Origin of the sequence: Erysipelatoclostridium sp. MSK.7.34 (assembly GCF_019041935.1) — a bacterium.
Taxonomy (GTDB): Bacteria; Bacillota_I; Bacilli_A; order Erysipelotrichales; family Coprobacillaceae; genus Thomasclavelia; species Thomasclavelia ramosa.
This window is the reverse complement of the sequence record NZ_JAHPYJ010000002.1, coordinates 173,381-193,850: the sequence shown is the minus strand read 5'-3', so window position 1 is coordinate 193,850 and position 20,470 is coordinate 173,381. Positions and strand designations below refer to the sequence as shown.

Annotated in this window: 15 protein-coding genes and 1 pseudogene; 8 read left to right on the top strand and 8 right to left on the bottom strand. The window is 31.3% G+C overall.

Annotation, left to right across the window (positions count from 1 at the left end; all coding sequences use genetic code 11):
* Positions 1–70 precede the first annotated feature (70 nt).
* Positions 71–709 carry a hypothetical protein gene (locus KTF99_RS02380; RefSeq protein WP_009008723.1) on the bottom strand — a complete coding sequence of 213 codons (639 nt, stop codon included), beginning with the start codon at positions 707–709 and terminating at the stop codon, positions 71–73.
* On the bottom strand, positions 706–1,413 hold the full coding sequence (locus KTF99_RS02375) for a LytTR family DNA-binding domain-containing protein (protein ID WP_029481706.1): 708 nt from the start codon (positions 1,411–1,413) through the stop codon (positions 706–708). Before KTF99_RS02375 ends, KTF99_RS02380 begins: the two co-directional genes overlap by 4 nt.
* Before the next feature lie 222 nt (positions 1,414–1,635).
* Here KTF99_RS02375 and KTF99_RS02370 point away from each other — a divergent pair, with 222 nt between their 5' ends.
* The 6 genes from KTF99_RS02370 (at position 1,636) to KTF99_RS02345 (ending at position 12,073) form a co-directional block, all read left to right on the top strand.
* The gene (locus KTF99_RS02370) at positions 1,636–2,223 is read left to right on the top strand and encodes a cytidylate kinase-like family protein (RefSeq protein ID WP_003538713.1); all 588 of its coding nucleotides are present in this window, start codon (positions 1,636–1,638) and stop codon (positions 2,221–2,223) included.
* Positions 2,224–2,390: 167 nt separating this feature from the next.
* Positions 2,391–3,134: a Cof-type HAD-IIB family hydrolase gene (locus KTF99_RS02365; RefSeq protein WP_118671890.1), complete on the top strand. Its 744-nt coding sequence runs from the start codon at positions 2,391–2,393 to the stop codon at positions 3,132–3,134.
* A gap of 18 nt (positions 3,135–3,152) precedes the next feature.
* Positions 3,153–3,818 (top strand): Crp/Fnr family transcriptional regulator, encoded by a 666-nt coding sequence (locus KTF99_RS02360; protein WP_226910170.1) that lies wholly within the window; start codon positions 3,153–3,155, stop codon positions 3,816–3,818.
* Between the two features lie 174 nt (positions 3,819–3,992).
* Positions 3,993–5,336 carry a glycoside hydrolase family 1 protein gene (locus KTF99_RS02355; RefSeq protein ID WP_003538710.1) on the top strand — a complete coding sequence of 448 codons (1,344 nt, stop codon included), beginning with the start codon at positions 3,993–3,995 and terminating at the stop codon, positions 5,334–5,336.
* Positions 5,337–5,378: 42 nt separating this feature from the next.
* Positions 5,379–6,401, top strand: coding sequence for a LacI family DNA-binding transcriptional regulator (locus KTF99_RS02350; RefSeq protein ID WP_008792164.1), 1,023 nt, complete (start codon positions 5,379–5,381; stop codon positions 6,399–6,401).
* Between the two features lie 158 nt (positions 6,402–6,559).
* Positions 6,560–12,073 carry a discoidin domain-containing protein gene (locus tag KTF99_RS02345; RefSeq protein WP_029481705.1) on the top strand — a complete coding sequence of 1,838 codons (5,514 nt, stop codon included), beginning with the start codon at positions 6,560–6,562 and terminating at the stop codon, positions 12,071–12,073.
* Between the two features lie 35 nt (positions 12,074–12,108).
* On the opposite strand, the gene KTF99_RS02340 is transcribed toward KTF99_RS02345, so the two are convergent.
* From KTF99_RS02340 to KTF99_RS02330, 3 genes are all read right to left on the bottom strand, one after another.
* Positions 12,109–14,535 (bottom strand): CoA-disulfide reductase, encoded by a 2,427-nt coding sequence (locus tag KTF99_RS02340; protein WP_003538707.1) that lies wholly within the window; start codon positions 14,533–14,535, stop codon positions 12,109–12,111.
* Between the two features lie 642 nt (positions 14,536–15,177).
* Positions 15,178–15,705, bottom strand: coding sequence for a chromate transporter (locus KTF99_RS02335; RefSeq protein WP_003538706.1), 528 nt, complete (start codon positions 15,703–15,705; stop codon positions 15,178–15,180).
* Positions 15,699–16,268 (bottom strand): chromate transporter, encoded by a 570-nt coding sequence (locus KTF99_RS02330; protein ID WP_003538705.1) that lies wholly within the window; start codon positions 16,266–16,268, stop codon positions 15,699–15,701. The genes KTF99_RS02335 and KTF99_RS02330 overlap by 7 nt, the downstream gene beginning before the upstream one ends.
* Before the next feature lie 104 nt (positions 16,269–16,372).
* On the opposite strand from KTF99_RS02330, the gene KTF99_RS02325 reads away from it, so the two are divergent.
* Together KTF99_RS02325 and KTF99_RS02320 are read left to right on the top strand one after the other, a co-directional pair.
* A complete protein-coding gene (locus KTF99_RS02325) occupies positions 16,373–17,239 on the top strand; it encodes a LysR family transcriptional regulator (protein WP_008792162.1) in 867 nt (288 codons plus the stop codon).
* A 223-nt stretch (positions 17,240–17,462) separates the two neighbouring features.
* Positions 17,463–19,091, top strand: a complete 1,629-nt coding sequence (locus tag KTF99_RS02320; protein ID WP_003538703.1) for a SulP family inorganic anion transporter — start codon at positions 17,463–17,465, stop codon at positions 19,089–19,091.
* Positions 19,092–19,103: 12 nt separating this feature from the next.
* Here KTF99_RS02320 and KTF99_RS02315 read toward each other — a convergent pair whose 3' ends face one another.
* The 3 genes and pseudogenes from KTF99_RS02315 to KTF99_RS17595 form a co-directional block, all read right to left on the bottom strand.
* Complete coding sequence (locus KTF99_RS02315) at positions 19,104–19,973, bottom strand: aminoglycoside phosphotransferase family protein (protein WP_029481699.1); 870 nt, start codon at positions 19,971–19,973, stop codon at positions 19,104–19,106.
* A 4-nt stretch (positions 19,974–19,977) separates the two neighbouring features.
* Positions 19,978–20,163, bottom strand: coding sequence for a CatA-like O-acetyltransferase (locus tag KTF99_RS17600; protein WP_081446388.1), 186 nt, complete (start codon positions 20,161–20,163; stop codon positions 19,978–19,980).
* A 22-nt stretch (positions 20,164–20,185) separates the two neighbouring features.
* A pseudogene (locus KTF99_RS17595) lies at positions 20,186–20,347 on the bottom strand (CatA-like O-acetyltransferase); the annotation flags it as partial.
* Positions 20,348–20,470 lie beyond the last annotated feature (123 nt).

The following is a 20,470-nucleotide window of genomic DNA, read 5'->3' as shown; positions in this document are numbered from 1 at the left end:
CAGGATAGTTTTATGATATATTATTTAAATTTTGAATAATAAAGAATAGACGTGTGAAATATTCGCACGTCTATTTATATAGATTTGGTTTGATTATTTTGTTATGAATGATACGTTCAATATATTCGTATACAGTAATACTGCGATCGTTCATTGCTAAAACTAAATGGTAGGGATCTTTAAAGTCTTTTACATGACTTTTAAGAAGATTAGCTAACTCAATAATATGCTCATTATTTGAAGTTAAATCCGTTTTAATAACCATCTGTTCATTAATCTTAAAATAAATTGGATGAGCGACTTCACTTCCAAATGAGTGTATTCTAAATGTTTGATTATACCATCCAATTTCACATTTTTTAATATCCTTAAAGGCAATTTTATCTTGATACATTTCTTTATTAAAAAGCGTATTAATAATTAATTTAAGGATATTAAAATAACTTGTTGATTTATAATAATATATATATTGATTATCATATCCGTGCTGGCGGTAAAATAACGCTCTTACAGTGAAGATGAAGTAAGTGATAAAGAAAATTATTCCAATTGTAATGATGGCTGGAGCCCAATAAGGACTATTTAAATTTTTGGCCCAAGTACTTTTAGCTGCGAGTAAGACAATGATCAGCATGATACTCCATAAACCAGCTAATAATAATAAAGATAAGATTTTTTGTTTAGATGCTTTTGTAGATAGTGTTTTCATTTTTTTAGTTTCCTTTCTGTAAAAGAAATAGCATGTTTTTTTAACACTACAAGTAAATCTTGATATCTTCTTCTTGAAATAGCAATATCTTTATTTTCGTAGTTTTTCATAATTACATTTTCACTGCTTAAAGTAATTAATCTAAAGATATTGATAATTGCTGAACGTGAGATTTTAAAAAAGGTTTTTGGAAGCATTTTTTGTAGATATTCAAAGTTTTGAATAAAAATGCGATATGTTTTGTCTAATGTGTTTAGATATGTCATGCGATTTAAATATTCAAAATAAACAATATCATTTGTTTGGGTATTGACGATGCCCTGATCACTTTTAAATAGTAGTAATTTTCGTTTATCAAGATAATCGATGATATCTTGAATTGCTGGAACAAATTTCGCTTTAATATCTTGATAGCGCAGATAGCTGGAAATATTAATACCTACTGCATCGAAAATAGTTGAACCGTCTTTTGAGATAATTAGTACAAGCATATCATTATTATTTTCAATTAATGTTTTAGCATAATTGATTCCTTGATTATCAAAAGAATCTTCAATAATACAGAAATCCATTTTTTTTGTAAATAACATTTCCTTATCATGAATCTCAATGATACGATATTCACTGTCAATATTTTTAATGATTAGTTCCTTTAATTGTTTGATCACACTATTATCAACAACCATTAATCCAATTTTTTTCATTTAGAAATCTCCTTTATTACTTGCAGTTATCTTTTACACCTTTATTATAGGGGCTTACTTTTAGTATATTTTAATTATTGTATGAATGGTATAGTTTATTGTATGAATGGTATAAAAAATATCTTTTGGACAATAAAATTAGTGATTTCTCATTACTTTTCGCTTGTAAAGTAGTAAAATTAAAGTATAGATAATGACTAAGATTAGGAGGAGGTGCAGATCATGCGCAAGAACATTATTACAATTAGCCGTGAATTTGGTAGTGGCGGTAGAACAATTGGTAAAGAGGTAGCAAAACGATTAAACATACCTTTTTATGATAAGGAATTAATTGAAAAAGTAGCTCGAGAGAGTGGATTAAATGTGAATTATATTGAAGAACATGGTGAATATGCACCATCTAGTAATCCTTTTGCTTATGCTTTTTTAGGTCATTATATTGATGGGATGTCAATGAATGATTATATTTGGATGATGCAAAGAAAGATTATTTTAGAATTAGTGCAAGAAGGACCATGTGTAATCGTTGGGAGATGTGCAGATTATATTTTAAGAGATCGAGATGATTGTTTTAATGTCTTTATTTGTAGTGATCTTGATAAAAAAGTGGAACGGATCGTCAGATTATATGGGGAAACAGATGAGAAGCCTGAGAAACGTTTAGCTGATAAAGACAAAAAAAGACGAGCAAATTATAAATATTATACTGATCAAGTTTGGGGGTTAGCGCAAAATTATCATTTATGTTTAAATAGTGGTGAAATTGGAATCGATAAATGTACTGAGTTGATTGTTGATTTAGTCAAATAGTAGTTAAGAGAAAGTAACTATTACTTTCTCTTTTTATGAATTGAAGGATTACATATGCTATACTGTATTGGAAAACATTATAATAAAAAGACGATTATTTTATTATGTTAAGAACTAAAAGATAAAATAATATGAGGATAAGTAGATGATAAAAGCAATTTTTTGATATTGATGGAACACTATTGGATCATGATACACACTTAATGCCATCTAGTACTTTTGAAGCATTAAAAAAATTACGGAAGAATGGAATTAGATTATTCGTTGCTACTGGGCGGCCACCTAATAATCTTAAAGTGATTCAAGATTGTTTCGAGTTTGATGGTTTTCTCACAAGTAATGGACAGTATTGTTTTAATCATGAAGTGGTTATTCATGAAAAATATATTGAAAGAGAAGATATTAGAAATTTATTACCATATATTAACAAAAATCAGATTCCCGTATTATTTGTAGAAATAAATGGTAATTATAGTAATATCCAAAATTATTGTCTTGATGAAGCTGCTAGATCACTGAATAAAGAGGGCTATCCCATTAAAGCTGTTAATGAAATAATTGAAAGTAAGATAATTCAACTAATGGCATATATAGACGAGACTAAAGATAGTGAACGATTATCATATATGCCTAATTGTAAATCAGCACGCTGGACATCGCTCTTTGCGGATATCATCCCTATTGATGGCGGAAAAAATAAGGGAATTGATCAAATGATAAAGCACTATCAAATTAATTTAGGTGAAGTAATGGCATTTTGCGATGGGAATAATGATATTGATATGTTAAAACATGTTGGAGTTGGTGTTGCTATGGGGAATGCTAATGATTTAGTTAAGGCAGCTAGTGATTTTGTTACTGACACGATTAATGATGATGGCATTTTTAAAGCATTAAAAAATTTGAATTAATTTGAAAGGGTGAAAATGATGGAGCAAGAATTAACAAAATTCTTAACTTTTTGGGATCATTTAAATGAAAACGAAAAAGAGTTATTAAAACAAAATGCCACCTTTCAAACTTATGCTAAAGGCATAACAATGCATCGTGGTAGTGATGATTGTTTAGGTGTGGTTTTAGTGAGAAAGGGTCAATTGCGGACATATATGTTATCACCAGATGGACGTGATATTACACTATATCGTTTATTTGCAGGTGATGTATGTATTCTTTCGGCATCATGTGTTTTAGAAACGATTACATTTGATGTTTTTATTGATATTGAAGAAAATAGTGAAATCATTACAATCACGGCAACTTTATTTCAACAATTGGCGAAGCAAAATATTTATGTTGAAACATTTGGGTATAAAATGGCAACCAATCGTTTTTCTGATGTTATGTGGGCGATGCAGCAAATTTTATTTATGTCTGTTGATAAACGCTTAGCTATTTTTCTTAAGGAAGAAGCTGAAAAGAATAATTCTTTAGAGTTAAAAATTACTCATGAACAAATCGCTAAATATATGGCGACGGCTCGTGAAGTTGTAACTAGGATGTTAAAATATTTTAGTCAAGAGGGTATTGTAAAAATATCACGAGGAAAAATAACAATAGTTGATAAACATAAATTAGATAAACTAACTATTGATTAATTATGGAATAATCATTATGATTATTCTTTTTTATTCAAGTTAATTAATTTTTTTTCAAGTGATTATGAGTTGAAATTCAAGCTGACATTAAAGATAATAAATCTATATCAGTAATAGTAATTTGTTATATAAAAAATAGCTATACTGCTAGAAATAGAATGGGAGGAAGAAGTAATGTTACGAAAAGATTTTTTATGGGGTGGGGCAGTTACAGCTCATCAAAGTGAAGGTGGATATACACTGGATGGTAAAGTACCAGCGGTTTGTGATTTAACAGTTACCGGTGAATATTCTGATTTTAAAGACGGAATCGATAGTTACCATCGTTATGAAGAGGATTTTGATTTATTTCAGGAAATGGGATTTAATGCTTATCGTTTTTCACTTGATTGGTCACGTTTAATGAGCGATGAAGGAGTATATAATGAAAAAGGATTTGTGTTTTATGAACATTTTATTGATGCACTGCTTAAAAGAGGAATTCAACCAATTCCAACTTTATATCATTTTGAAATGCCAGCATTTTTATATGAGAAGTATAATGGATTTTATAGTCGCAAAGTAGTCGATATATTTGTAGAACTGTGCAAAAAGATTGTTGATCGTTATCATGATAAAGTTGAAAATTGGATTATTTTTAATGAACAAAATGGAATTTTACAGAAAGGGCCAAAAATGTTTTTTGGGGCAGTTTGTCCGGATGGAGTTGATACTCAAACGTTTGATAATCAAATTATGCATAATACTTTGATTGCTCATAGTCTTATTAATGAATATATTCATCAAAAAGGTGGTAAGGTTATGGGAATGGCGACAGTGGTTCAAAGTTATCCAGAAACTTGTCATCCTCTTGATACACTTGAAAGTATGAAGGCTCAAAGTGAAGCTTATGTTTTTTTAGATGTTTTTGCAAGAGGACATTATAATTCATATTATTTTGCAAATATGAAAAATGAAGGAACAATGCCTGAAATCTTAGATGGTGATTTAGAAATATTAAAGAAAGGGATTACGGATTCACTATCTATTAGTTATTATATGTCGACAATTTCACATTATGGTGAGGAGAGTCTAACAAATATTAATGATGTTGTAATTAAAAAGAATCCTTATTTGGAAATGTCAGAATTTGGCTGGACGATTGATCCAACTGGTCTTAGAATTACTTTAAGACAATTGTATGATCGTTATGAAATGCCAATATATATAGTGGAAAATGGTTTTGGTTATAATGATCAAATAAATGCAGATGGCCAAATTATCGATGATTATCGTATTGATTATATGAGGAAACATCTTGAGGAAATGAAATTAGCGATTCAAGAAGGCGTTGATTGCCGTGGTTACTTGTCATGGGGACCGGTTGACATTTTAAGCAGCCGGGCACAAATGAAGAAAAGATATGGTTTTATTTACGTCAATCGTGAAAATGATGATTTAAAAGATATGCGTAGAATTAGAAAAAAATCATTTGCCTGGTATCAACAAGTAATTGCATCAAATGGAGAAGTACTATAATCGAGGAGCATGTGCTATACTATTTAATGAGGTGAAACAAAGATGAAAGTGACGATGAAAGATATTGCTAATAAATTAGGAATTTCAATTAATGCCGTTTCAATTGCACTAAATGATAAACCTGGTGTCAGCGATGAAATGCGTTTAGAAATTTTAAAAATGGCTGATAAAATGGGTTACATTAATCAAAAAAGACAATATCTATCAGTTTATTCTAAATCAAATATTTGTATTTTAATGCAAAGTTATTATGCAGATACAGGACACTTTTATTCGATTGTTTTACGGTCAATCGTTGAACAAGCAAAAGTATTTGGTTATTTTTCAATTTTAAATTATTTTGAAGACGGGCACTTCGTAGTACCTGAATGTATTGAAGAAAGGAAAGTGGCTGGAATATTAGTTGTAGGCAAAATATCTGATAGTAACCTGCTGCTGCTTAAAAATATTGGTGTACCCGTTGTTCTAGTAGATTTTACATCATTATGTACACCGTGTGATTGTGTTTTGACGCATAATAAACAAGGTAGTTATATGATGACTACGCATGTTATTAATAAAGGGTATCAACGGATTGGTTTTTTTGGAGATCTTGATTATTCCTTTAGTTTTGAGGATCGTTTTATTGGATTTAAACAGTCACTGTTAAAGAATAATATTGTTAGTTATTCAAAGGTTGATGAATATATTCAAAAATATTCTTTTCTACAAGGAATTGAAGAATATGTTTTAACTAATCAAATTGATAAAATAATTGAAATTTTGAATACTAAAAAATTACCAGAGGTCTTAGTATGTGCAAATGATTCTAATGCATTTGCTGTGATTACTGCGTTAAAAGATATGGGCTTAAAAGTTCCCAAGGATATTAGTGTCGTTGGATTTGACGATACACCGTTGTGTGTTAAATCAGTACCGCAGATCACAACAGTTCAAGTTCAAAAGGAACTGATGGGCGAGGTGGCGGTATCTAATCTAATTGATCGGATTCATCGTAAAGATAATATTCCGATGACACAATTATTAAGTGTGAAAATAGTTGAACGAACGTCTTTAAAAATTTAAAGACGTTTTCATCATTTATAATTCAACTATATTCTACTGATTATAAAGGTTTATAAAAAAACTTTTTCAAGTGATTTTTCGTTGAAATTCAAGTGATAATAACTAAAAATAATAGATGTAGTAAGCGTTTTCAATATTATTTAAAAGGAGGATATTATATGATTAAAAAGGCATTGAGAATAATCCTGTCATTAGTTATGTCTTTTGGGCTTGTTTTAAGTTCCATGAATGTAACTTATGCAAGTGAGAGTGATTTTGCAACAATCAAAACGCGTTTAAAAGATTACTTTTTAACTTTAGACACGATTGATGATGGGTCAAAAGTAGAAACATGCTATGTTTCAAAAGCAAAAGATTATCTTGATTTGATTCAAGAAGATGGCGCTTTTGGGGATGTTGACTACAAAGCGACATCAAGTGCTGCTAATGGAACAGCATGGTCACCTTATTTAGCTCTTGATCGTCTACAAGCAATTACAGTTGCTTATCATAAAGAGGGAAACGCTCTTTATCATGACGAAGAAGTAATTAATAAGCTAAATAAAGCAATTGTTTATTGGGGAAAAATGAATCCATCTTCTTCTAACTGGTGGGAGAATCAAATTGGAGTTCAATTAAGATTTTCTAGAATTGCTTTATTTATGGAAAGCATTGTAAGTAAAGATGCAATGGATATTATGCTTAATAAATTATTGGAAAAAACACCAGTTAAATATGGTACAGGTCAAAATAATTTATGGTTTGATCAAAATTATGTTTATTACGCAATTATTACAGAAAATGGGACTAAACATACCAATTCTACAGGATTTAAGAAATTAGATTTAAAAGAACTTGTAGATGATTATTTAAGTTATTGCTTAGTTGTTCAAACTGATGATAATACTGCTGAAGCAGTTCAGGTTGATAACAGTTTCTATATGCATGGTAGGCAGTTCTATTCTAATGGATATGGAATGTCAATGTTTAGAGATATGAGTTTTTGGATTTATATGCTAAGAGAAACTAGTTATGCATTTGAACAAGATGTCATTGATTTAATGGCTGATTATATGATTGATGGGACAAGCTGGACAATCAGAGGAGATATTATGGAGCTTTACCTTGGATATCGGCCATATGATTATGATGTTGGCTATGATAACTATGCAGCAGAGTATATCGATCCACTTAAGAGAATGATTGAATCAGATCCTGATCGAACTGATGAATATCAAGCAATCCTTGATAACATCCAAGGAAAAAATACAGCTAATGGAAAAAATGGTAATTATTATATGTGGCGTTCTGGTTATGCTTCTCACATGCGAGATGGGTACGGAGTTAATATTAAAATGGACTCTAACCAAATCATCGGTGGTGAATGGCGTGGCAGCTGGTCAGGTTATGATAAAGACGGAGGACAATTAATTTATTGGACATCATCAGCAGCTTCAACAATCACAGTTGACGGAGATGAATATACTAACGTTTATCCAACATATGATTGGGCTCATTGTCCAGGAACAACAACAGCAGCACGAATCGTTCAAGATTATGCTAATGCAGGTCGTTTTACAAATGGAACTGAACATACAATTGGGGTATCCAATGGTAAATATGGAAATACTGCTTATGATATGAATAAAAAGGGGACTCAAGTAAAGAAAGGATATTTCTTCTTTGATGATGAATTTGTTGCTCTAGGTTCGGGGATCAATTCTACTGAGGGAGTCAATATCCATACAACATTAAATCAATGCGAAGCTGAAGATGTAAATGTTGGTGGTCAAAGTGTGGCTGAGGGAACGAAAGAACAAATTTATAACACTAATTGGCTATATAATGGAAAAGTTGGATATGTTTTCTTAGAAAATACGGATGTAGTTGTAAGTAATAGTGTTCAAACTAATAATCCGTCATTCTGGGATGAAGCAAAAAAGAATGAAACTCCGGCTACTTTTACAGCCTATTTAGATCATGGATTAAAGCCAAGCAATGATAGCTATGCCTATATTGTCGTACCAAATACCACAGCAGGTGCAGTTAGTCAATATGCCGGTAATACACCAGTTACTGTAATTGCTAATAACGAAAAAGTTCAAGCGGTAAGACATGACGGTTTAAAACAAACTCAAATTAATTTCTATCAAGCTGGTTCATTGGAATATAAAGATGGCTATATAATTACTGTTGATCAACCTTGCAGTATTATTATTGATGAATCAGAGGATACAAGAAAAATCTCTGTAGCAGTCAATGATACAGCAGCCAATCAAACTGTAAATGTAAATTTAAATTATGATAATCAAGAAACACAAACAACATTTGTTTCAGGAGCATTACCATATGCTGGACAAACAATGACGTTATCAGAAGGCTCAGATAATCGTTATCATACTAATTCTTCAATGATTGGACACGAAGTCGAAAAAGCTTTTGATGGTGATGAAAATACATATTGGCAAAGTGAAGAAACGCAAAATGAATGGATCAGTATGTTTACTGGCAACAATAAACATTTAGCATCTATGAATATTCTTTGGGGTGATAATTATGCTAGTGCTTATGATGTTATGGTTTCTCAAGATGGTAAAAATTATGAATTATTGAAATCTGTAAGTAATGGTGATGGTAAGACAGACACGATTGAATTAAAAGGAGTCTACCCATATATTAAGATTATCATGAAAGATGGAAATGGAAATTGTTTTGAAATTAAGGAAATTACATTTAAAGCAAGTGATTCAATAGCGCTTAATAAATCTGTTGAAGCAAGCAGTACGTCAACAAATGACCCTGGAAATACTAAAGAATTAGTTGTAGATGGTAATACAAGTACAAGATGGAGTTCATTACGAAATGAAGATGAGAACTGGATCATGGTTGATTTGGGACAATATTCGGAAATTAATGCTATGAGCATTCAATGGGAATCCGCTTGTTCTGATGATTATGATATTCAGGTCTCTAGTGACAAAAATAACTGGATAACGGTTAAAGATAGTATGGCAACTGGAAGTAGCTTATTGGATGAATACAATTTTGATGAACCTGTATATGGGCGTTATGTTAGAGTTTCGTCACATAAATCAAGAACTTTAAAATATGGTATTAGTATTTATGAAATTTCTGTGTATGGTTCTTATAAAGATGAGGATATTGCAGCTAATAAAAATGCATTTTCAAGTACAATAAAGGATTTGAACTTACCGACTCATGCAATTGATAATAAAGCCAATACGTCTTGGATTTCGAGTGCAGCCGGTGATCAATGGATCTATGTAGAATTAAAAGGAATTTATAAAATTTCAAGTATGCAGGTTGATTGGGGAAATAATTATGCACCTAATTATGAAATTCAGATTTCTGATGATGCACAAATGTGGCAAACAGTAAAAACTATAATTGATGGACAAGGTGGTAATGAGAACATTTCAGATTTAGGTAATCAAGAAGCACGATATGTTAGATTAAAATTAAATGGTTCTAGTGGCTCATCATACCAAATCATCCAGTGGTCAGTTTATGGCGAACTTGTTGAAGCAGAAAATTTAGAGAATATTGCTTTAAATAAAACAGCAACAGCTTCTTCAGTTTATAACAATGTTTATACTGCAAATAGAGCTATTGATGGAAGTTTTGAAAATAATGGTGGAAATGATCAATCAAGATGGGTTTCAAATAGAAATTCGAATGATGAATATATTCAAATAGATTTAGAAGCGAATTATGATTTAACGGGTGTAAAACTTTATTGGGAAGGAAATGGTGCTAAAAAATATCAAATTCTTGTCTCTGAAGATGGAAAAACATGGCAAAAGGTTTATCTAGAAGAGAATGGACAACCTGGAATTGCAAATATCCCATTTAATGAAACTGTTACTGCTCGGTATGTTAAAATGCTAGGTATAGAATGTGCTTCTAAATACGGATATTCATTATGGGAATTTGAAGTGTATGGAAAATTACACCAAGAACCAGTGGTGCCTGAAGTAAATATTGCATTGAATAAAACCTCTAAGGCAAGTAGCGAGTTTACTGACCCTAATGATGGTAATAAAACATATCAATCTTTATTAGCGTTTGATGGCAAAGGTACAAATGAAACAGTTGATGGAAAGCAATCACGCTGGGTATCTTTAAGAACAAAAGATGATCCAACAGCAACATCACAATGGATCTATGTTGACTTAGAAGCTGATTACGATATTTCTAAAGTTGTTCTTAACTGGGAAGGAAATGGTGCTAAAGAATATAAAGTGCAAATTTCTAATGATGGTCAGAATTGGACAGACATATCACATATTACAGATGGTAAAGGTGGTATTGATGAACTGACATATAAAAATACAACAGGCAGATACGTAAGAATGTTAGGAATCGAGCCTGGAGGAATTTATGGATATTCATTATGGGAATTTGAAGTTTACGGGGAAGCTGTATTAGAACCTGAAAATCCAAATGTAAATTTAGCTTTGAATAAATCTTCGAATGCGAGCTCAGAATATGTTGATTCGAAAGATGGAAATAAAACATATGAATCTTCGCTAGCGTTTGATGGTAAAGGTACAAATGAAATAGTTGATGGAAAGCAATCACGCTGGGTATCTAATCGGAAATCTAATGATGAGTGGATATATGTAGACTTACAAGATATTTATAATATTTCTAAAGTTATTTTGAATTGGGAAGGAAGCGGTGCAAAGAAATACAAAGTGCAAGTTTCTAATGATGGTCAAGTTTGGACAGATATATCAGATATTAATGATGGCGATGGAGGTCTTGATGAATTATCATATAAAGATGTAACAGGACGATATGTAAGGATGTTAGGGATTGAAGTTGGAAGTGATTATGGGTATTCACTATGGGAATTTGAAGTTTATGGAACAACTTTAAAATCTAAGTTACAGGAAATTTATAAGAAATATAAAGATTTAGATATTTCATCATACACCCCTAATAGTATTGCGCGATATCAAGAAGCATTAAATAATGCTGTTAAAGTTTATAACGATGATGATGTTACATCTGAAGATATCTTAAAAGCAATTGATCAGTTGGAAGATAGTGTTAAAGGACTTACTAAGATTGTTGATAAAATGGAGTTGGAAGAAACAATCAATTCAGCAAGTAAACAATTAGATACAGCTAAATATACCCCTCAATCAATTGAATTACTTACAGTCACTTTACAAAAAGCTAAAGAAGTTTTCAATGATGATAATGCTACGAAACATGAAGTTGATGAAGCAATTAATAAATTAAATGAAGTAGTCGCAGCATTAGTTGAAAAAGCTGATAAAAATAATTTAATATCAATTTTTAATACTGCATTGAAACTTGATAAAGAAAAATATACTTCTGAAAGTCTTACTAAAGTTGAAGCCTTGTTAGAGAAGGTAGAATCAATTATTGATGATGAAAATGCTGCACAGGCAGAAGTCGATGAGATGTATGACCAATTGTATCAAGCGTTAGATCAATTAGTGATAAAAGAAGATGTAAATACAAACGATAAAGTTGAAGGTGATGTAACAGTTATTCCTACGCCAGAAAAAGAGATACCAAAAGATGATAGTACTTCAGCAGCTAAAACTGGTGATTCAGTATCTATTCAAATATTGGCGGGAACATTATTGATCAGCATCTTAGGAATTGGAATTTTAAGAAAAAAGAAACAATCATAAAAAGGAGACTTGGAATTAATTCCAAGCTCCTTTTATTATATAAATAGTGACATATCAGATTCTTCACCGTTAGCTAACATAGTAGCAACTCCCGATAATGTAACACCATCAATCAATTCTTCTTGTTTAATGCCCATTACATCCATACTCATCGAACAGGCAATTAGTTCAACACCATTATCTTGAGCTAGTTTGATTAAATCTTCTAAACTGTCAATATTTTTATCTTTCATAATAGTACGGATCATTTTAGCTCCCATACCACCCATATTCATTTTTGAAAGCGATAGTTTTTTTGAACCACGAGGCATCATCATTGCAAACATTTTTGAAATAAAATTTTTTTTGATTTTAACCTTTTCTGGTCGTCGAATGATATTTAGTCCCCAGAAGGTAAAGAACATTGTGACTTTTCGTCCCATAGCCGCTGCGCCATTAGCAATAATAAATGATGCAATTGCTTTATCTAAATCTCCAGAGAAAACAATCATATTTTTATTATTTTTATTTCCGTTTGAGATACTGTTCTGTCCTTTCTTTATTTTAGCACTGCTAATTCCTTTATTACAGCTAAGCTCTATTAGTTCATTACCAGTACGACGACAATAGCCATCTAGATCTGTAGCAAAAGCCGGGTCCGTAGTTTGAATTTCAATAATATCGCCATCTTTAGCAGTTTCTAGTGATGCTGATAATTTTACAATCGGACCTGGACACTGAAGACCGCAGGCATTAATTTTAATTGTTTCTGGATTTTCTATGGGACAAGCAGGATGCATTGTCTTGATTTTGGGTTCATCATGTTCTTGATTAAAAATTGTATTATATAAGCGATATCCTCCATTGAGATTATAAGTATCAAAACCATTTTGACTTAAAATCCGTGATGCTATATAGCCTCTAAGTCCAATCTGGCAGGTTACATAAATAGGTTTATTTAAATTAAGCTCATGAAGACGAGTTCGCAAGGAATCCAATGGAATATTAATGTAACCATCGATGTGACCATTTGCATATTCTAATTCAGTACGAGTATCTAATAGAATCACACTGCCATCACGGGGCAGTGATGCAACATCATCCCAATTATATTGTTTGATCTTGTCAGTAAGAATATTTTCAATTACAAAACCAGCCATGTTAACAGGATCCTTTGCTGATCCATATGGTGGAGCATAGCAAAGTTCTAATTCAGTTAAATCAAAACCCGTCATTTTGGCACGAATAGCAGCTGCTAAAACATCCATGCGCTTGTCAACCCCATCATAACCAACTATCTGAGCCCCTAAAATGGTTCCCGTTGATTTATCAAAAAGGACTTTTATTGACATATTGACCGCACCTGGATAATAGCCGGCATGATTAGCTGAATATGTGTAGACTTTATCGTAATTGAGATTTAATTCCCTAGCAGTTTTTTCATTGATTCCGCTACTTGCAACAGTTAAGTCAAAGACTTTTAAAATTGATGAACCTTGTGTTCCTTGATAATGGCGATCAAAACCGCAAATATTATCAGCTGCAATTCGTCCTTGTTTATTAGCTGGGCCTGCTAGGGGTACATAACTTGCTTTATTAGTAACAAAATTTTTGATTTCAATAGCATCGCCTACAGCATATATATCTTTGATTGATGTTTCCATCTTATCGTTGACGATGATTGCTCCGCGAGAATTAGTTGCAATTTCTGTATTTTTTACAATCTTAGTTTCAGGTACCACACCAATTGCCATAATTACCATATCTGTATCTACAGTTTGATTATTTAGAGTAACTGTCAGCTTGTTATCGGCTTCATTAATAGCTTGAAGTTCTGTTTCTAAAACTAAGTTAATTCCTTTGCTTATAAGATGTTGATGAACTTCACAAGCCATCTCATAGTCAATCGGAGAAATGACTTGATTAGCCATTTCTACAATCGTTACATTTATTCCAGTTGAATGTAAATTTTCTGCCATTTCAATACCAATAAATCCCCCACCTACAACAATTGCATGTTTTGGTTTATGGGTATCAACGTATTCTTTTATTGCATAAGTATCAGGGATATTTCTAAGTGTAAAAACTTTATTTGAATTGATTCCAGGAATATTTGGCTTGATTGGTTTTGCTCCCATTGAAAGAAGTAATTTATCATAACTTTCCTGATATTCTTTTTGTAATTGATGATTATATACAGTAACGGTTTTAGTTTCAGGAGTAATAGCAGTAACTTCGTTAAAGTTGCGAACATCGACATTAAAGCGTGCTTTAAAACTGTCAGGAGTTTGTAAGGTTAAAGCCTCTTGATCAGTGATTTCACCACCAATATAATAGGGTAAACCACAGTTAGCAAATGATATATATTCATCTTTTTCAAACATAATAATGTTGGCAGATTCATCTAAACGTCTTAGACGAGCAGCAGCTGAAGCGCCACCAGCGACTCCGCCTACGATAAGAATTTTTTGATTAGTATTCATTTTTTTCCTCCATAATTATTAATCTATGATTCATTTTCAAGATTATTATAATTTTAATTTAAAATTAGTTCTGTAACTAGGTCACACAATTATAAGAATAGTGGTTTAGTAAGGAAAATTATTTAATAATGAGATATTCATGTATTTTGAATTATGTATACATTTATTATCTTCAATATTCAATGAAGTCAAGTATTGATTTATATTAGAAGTAAGATTGTTATCTTTCAATAATGTTAGGAAAGCTATACTAAAACTAAATATTTTGATAATTATCAAAGAAGTGATAAATATTTGTAATAAAAAATACAATTATTTTTATCTATTCAGAATAATTAATTAGAGTTTAGGATATGAATATCAGCGTTATTAATAAAGTAATTTAGAATCTAGACAATTATCTATATTAAATTGATTGACTAATTTGTTGATGTAATGTAAAAAATGGATTGTTGATATTAAATTAGACAAGACCAAAACCATTCATATTAGACACTTCTTAATGTCATATAGGCAGTTTTTTTTTTGATTTTGTTAAAATGTTCATTGGAAATAAAGATAATCTTTAGTTAGGCATTTTAGAACTAGCTGAATAAATAAGAAATCAAAGGTCATTATTAGATTTAGTAACCGGGTTTTGTCTTAATATACGAAATATCCAATAATTCCTGTGATAATCATTAGGGCAATCGGATTAGGTTTCTTTTTTTGTAACCATAATAAAGAAATTACAAAAATAATTATTGCTAAAAAGTTGATAGAGTTATTTTCAACAAAAGTTAGAATTAAAATTGTTGCACCGGCAGACATGATCAAACCAACTGATGTAGCTTTTAAAGTATTTAGAATATTTGTAATTATTTCTAGTTTTTGATATTTAGTAAAAAGAAGATAAAGGATAATTGAAATTGTTGCTCCAGCAAAAATACAACCAATTGTAGCAACGATAGCACCACTAATTCCAGCTAGTTGAATACCCACAAAAGTAGAGGTATTAACTGCTAAAGGGCCAGGTGTCATTTGCGAAATTGTGATAATGTCAGTAAATGTATTGGCACTGATCCAATGATAGTTATTGACGACCTGTTCTTGAATCAAAGGAATGATTGCATAGCCGCCACCAATACTGAATAATCCAATTTTAAAGAAAATTATAAATAAATTTAACATTGGCAGTACCTCCGGCGATAGTATAGTTGAGCAGTGGCTACGATAATTGTAATTAAGATTATTACAACGATATTAACTTTAAAGATATAGCTGGCAATGAAAGTAATAGGAATCATCGCGGTTAATAATTTTGAATGTTGTTCATTAATAGCTCTTGTCATTCCTATTAGGATATCCACGATAATAGCAGCAATTCCGGCTTGCATTCCTTTTAAGATAGCCATAATGATGTGATTTGTACTAAAAACTTGATACCATAATGAAACAACTGCCAAAATAGTAATTGGCGGAATAATCGCTCCAATGCAACTAACGATAGTTCCAATGGTACCGGCAACTTTATAACCAGCTAATGCCGCAAGATTGATTGCGATTGCTCCAGGTGTTGTTTGGCTAATTGCCGACATGGTGATTAAGTCACTTTCATTGAAAATTTTTCTTTTTTCAACAAAATACTTACGAACCATTGATACAACCACATAACCACCTCCAAATGTAAAGCTGCTAATAAAAATATTGATAAAGAACAACCATGTAAGGTCTTTTAGTTTATTTGCTTTCATTAATATTCTCCTTTATATATCAAGATTATATAAGTTGTATATACATTAGTAAAATGATATAATTTAATGAAATACATTACTTTTATTCATGATAGGAGAAAGCTATGAACCTTAGACATTTATTAATATTTAAAACAGTAGTTGATACAGGGAGTTTTACTAAAGCAGCAAAACAATTATTTATTACGCAATCTGGAGTATCGCATGCGATTAGGGAATTAGAACAACAAACAAATGCTGTCCTATTCGATCGTTTATCAAAGGCAATTATATTGACTCCTGCAGGGAAATTATTATTGGAAAAAGTTATTCCAATTTTATCACTATATCATGACTTAGAAAAACAAATAGATGTTTTGGAAATGAGTGCGCCTCTAAAAGTTGTTTCAAGTATTACTATTGCAACTTTTTGGTTACCAAAGATTCTAAAACAATTTGCAAGCAGCTATCCTAATATTAAGGTTGAGGTGCAAGTGGTCAGTGCAAAAGAAGCGTTAGCAGTTTTGGAATGTGGAGAAGCCGATCTTGCTTTGGTAGAGGGAGTAGTTCCACCAGGACCCTTTATTGTAATAGATTTTTCTTCTTATCAATTAAACGTTTTATGTGCACCAGATTATTTTGCGGATAATGAAATTACATTAAAAGAACTTTGTACTCATGATCTTTTGCTTCGTGAAAAAGGGAGTGCAACTAGAGATATTATTGATAGTTGTTTATATTTGCGAGGATTGGCAGCATATCCTAAATGGACAAGTGTAAATTCAAAGGTCCTGATTGAAGCATGTAAGGCTGGATTTGGTTTTGCGGTTTTACCTACTCTTTTAGTTACTGAGGAGTTAAAGCATGGTACTTTAAAAACGGTGGAAACAGATGAATTGCTTTATAATAAAACAAAGCTTTTATATCATCAAGAAAAATATATAAGTGAACCATTGGCTAAATTAATTGATATTATTGGAGAGGCTGAATAAAAGAGGCTATAAGGAATAAAGTTTTTTAAACTTTTAGGTGTTATAGCCTCTTTTAATGTATTTAGAGTAGAAGTAGTAGTCTTTTTATGGTTGATGATTTTATCGATATTTTTATAATAAGTTAGAAATATTAATAAAAAACAGTAAAATATTTATTTTTTACTTTAAATCACTAATATTTATCATTATAATAAAAAAGTATTTTGAAAGGATAAAGGGTAGGATGTTTAAAGATTATGTATTAAGTTTGAAAAAAGAATTTGCAGGTTATAATGGTCAAAAGCTAGTAATGGATATTTTGGCAGGATTAACCGTAGCTGCGGTTGCGTTGCCGTTAGCTTTGGCTTTTGGGGTGAGTAGTGGTGCTGATGCTGGGGCTGGTTTGATTACAGCGATTATAGCAGGATTATTGATCGGTGGCTTATCTGGGGCATCGTATCAAATTTCTGGACCAACTGGAGCAATGTCAGCAATTTTAATTGGATTGTCAACTACATATGGTTTACAAGGGGTGTTTGTTGCTAGTTTTATTTCTGGGGTAATGTTATTAATTGCTTCATTATTTAAGTTTGGTAAGATAGTATCATTTATACCAGCTAGTGTAATTACTGGATTTACGAGTGGAATCGCAATAATTATTGCAACTGGACAAATTGATAATTTTTTTGGAGTTACTTCGAAAGGAAGCAATCCGATTGAAAAAATCTTATCTTATCGTATGTTAGGCTTTAATGTAAATTTAGAGGCACTGTTTTTTGGGATACTAGTAATAGCAATTATTATTTTATGGCCTAAAAAATGGGGAAATATATTTCCGGCTTCATTAGCTGGAATTATTATTGCTTTGATTATTAATTTAGTATTTAAATTTAATGTAGCAGAGGTCGGGAGTATTCCATCTACATTATTGCCTAAAGCTCGTTTGTCATTGAATAGTTTAAATTTAACAGCAATAACAAATCTAATTATTCCTGCATTTAGTATTGCTATGTTAGGAATGATTGAATCACTTTTATGCGGTGCTAGTGCTGGAAAAATGAAAAATGAAAAGTTAAATGCTGATCAAGAACTTTTTGCACAAGGGATTGGTAATATGGTTATTCCTTTTTTTGGAGGTGTTCCTGCTACAGCTGCTATTGCTAGAACGAGTGTTGCGATTAAAGCTGGCGGTCAAACGCGTTTAGTTAGTATTTTTCATGCAGCGGCTTTACTAATTTCAATGTTTGTTTTAGGTCCATTTATGTCAAGAATTCCTTTATCAGCTTTAGCCGGTGTGTTAATTATGACCGCCTGGAAAATGAATGAATGGCATGAAATTAAACAATTTTTTTCGAAACGAATAAAAACAAGTATGACACAATTCTTAGTAACAATGTTAGCGACCGTTGTATTTGACTTGACAGTTGCAATTGTAATTGGAGTGTTTATATCTATGATTTTATTTGTAATCAATAATTCTGATTTAGATATTGAAACAAGTGATATTGAACCACAACGACTTGATAAGGAGTTAAATTATGATCATCAAAGGACTAAAGTAATTTATATGGCTGGTCCATTGTTTTTTGGAAATCAAGAACAAATAATTACAAAAGTTAATGAGATTTTAAATGAATGTAATAATATTATTTTTTCAATGCGTGGTGTACCTTCAATCGATGATTCAGGGATCCGGGAGTTTATTGATGTAGTAGAATTATGTCGCCAAAATAATATTAATGTTTTATTTGCTGGAGTCCAAAAAAATGTAATGAAACAATTCAAGCGACATCATTTCGTAGAATTAGCACAACCAAATAATTTTTGTTGGGATGTTATTAAAGCATTAGATAAAATTGAACAAAAAGGATAAAAAAACTTGGATTTAACCAAGTTTTTTTTCATCTTTAATAATTTCATTGATTGTATATTGAGCATTTTCCGCACGTTCTGCTTCATCGCTATTATATGTGATCAGGGCCTTCCATAAAGCCCAGCCACAAGCACGATCAATCATCCTTTGATCTAGTTTTTTTAAGAATCGCTGTCGGCTTTCTTCTTCAAAAAAAGTCCAAGCCATTGCATAATCACAAGAAGGATCTCCAACACCTAAAACACCAAAATCAATTACTGCTGCTAATTTACTATTTTTAACAAGTAAATTGCCAGGGGCTATATCGCCATGAACCCAAACATTTAAATCAGATACTGATGCATTAAGGGCACGTTGCCAGATTTTCAGTAGCAGCTCAGTTGGTAAAACGGTTTTAAGATTTTCTAAAGCTTCGATTGTTTCATTGTGATATACTGCTAGATAACCACCACGATAATAGTTGTGAAGTCCTGCTTGAGGACCATTGGTTGTATCAATTTTCTGAAATTCTTTTAAGAATTTAGCTAGGTCATCAGCAAATTCATTTAAATTATTAATGTTTTGCTTTGTTAAAGTATCACCTTCTATATATTTGTTGATTGACCAAGAAAATGGATATCCACAGCTTGGATAACCTTTAGCTATTGGCGAAGAAATTGTCATGGTTAAATTTTTTTGGAGATAAGGTAGCCATGTAAGTTCTTTTTCAACTTGGGCTGCATAGCCTTTACCACTAGGCAAACGGACAGTCATCTTTGATCCTAAATGAAATGTTCGATTATCATGTCCGCTTTTAGCGACTGGTTCAATTACTAAATCTTTCCATTGAGGAAATTGTTCGTTAATTAAGTTTTGTACTAGTTTTTTATTAATTTCAATCATATCATTATTCCTTTATAAATTTATGTTCATTAATCATAATTTGTAATTCATTAATAAAATGAGAAACATGGTAAGCACCACATAATTGATGATGTACTCTAATTGATAGTGATAGAAGAGTTTTATCATTTTGTTTGTAGTATTTACCAATTGCGAAAATTGGTAATAAGTAATGTGGCTTATCATTAATTGTTAAAAAAACTCATTGAATGTTAACTAGGGTGGACAGGAAAAGTTAAATGAATTAACAGATTCTTGTTTAGGAAATATTTTTTAATTTCACCGTAAGTTTTAAGATTATTTAAGTAATTTGGATAGAAATATTTAAATTTATAATTATATTCACTCCATAGGATAGAAAAAGTTTCATCGTCGAAATGAAAATAGTATAACTTGGATTCATTGTTTTATATGTTCCTAAAATTCCTTGATTTATATATAGTTAGTTTTTCTATTTTAAGAAGGCTGATCTTCGTGTTCTAATCATATTTACTTAC

Coding starts and splice junctions, on each gene's coding strand:
- KTF99_RS02340 (WP_003538707.1), bottom strand. CDS start 14,535: ATGAATACTAATCAAAAAATTCTTATCGTAGGCGGAGTCGCTGGTGGC.
- KTF99_RS02320 (WP_003538703.1), top strand. CDS start 17,463: ATGTTTAAAGATTATGTATTAAGTTTGAAAAAAGAATTTGCAGGTTAT.
- KTF99_RS02345 (WP_029481705.1), top strand. CDS start 6,560: ATGATTAAAAAGGCATTGAGAATAATCCTGTCATTAGTTATGTCTTTT.
- KTF99_RS02370 (WP_003538713.1), top strand. CDS start 1,636: ATGCGCAAGAACATTATTACAATTAGCCGTGAATTTGGTAGTGGCGGT.
- KTF99_RS02325 (WP_008792162.1), top strand. CDS start 16,373: ATGAACCTTAGACATTTATTAATATTTAAAACAGTAGTTGATACAGGG.
- KTF99_RS02330 (WP_003538705.1), bottom strand. CDS start 16,268: ATGAAAGCAAATAAACTAAAAGACCTTACATGGTTGTTCTTTATCAAT.
- KTF99_RS02360 (WP_226910170.1), top strand. CDS start 3,153: ATGGAGCAAGAATTAACAAAATTCTTAACTTTTTGGGATCATTTAAAT.
- KTF99_RS02335 (WP_003538706.1), bottom strand. CDS start 15,705: ATGTTAAATTTATTTATAATTTTCTTTAAAATTGGATTATTCAGTATT.
- KTF99_RS02315 (WP_029481699.1), bottom strand. CDS start 19,973: ATGATTGAAATTAATAAAAAACTAGTACAAAACTTAATTAACGAACAA.
- KTF99_RS02350 (WP_008792164.1), top strand. CDS start 5,379: ATGAAAGTGACGATGAAAGATATTGCTAATAAATTAGGAATTTCAATT.
- KTF99_RS02355 (WP_003538710.1), top strand. CDS start 3,993: ATGTTACGAAAAGATTTTTTATGGGGTGGGGCAGTTACAGCTCATCAA.
- KTF99_RS02380 (WP_009008723.1), bottom strand. CDS start 709: ATGAAAACACTATCTACAAAAGCATCTAAACAAAAAATCTTATCTTTA.
- KTF99_RS02375 (WP_029481706.1), bottom strand. CDS start 1,413: ATGAAAAAAATTGGATTAATGGTTGTTGATAATAGTGTGATCAAACAA.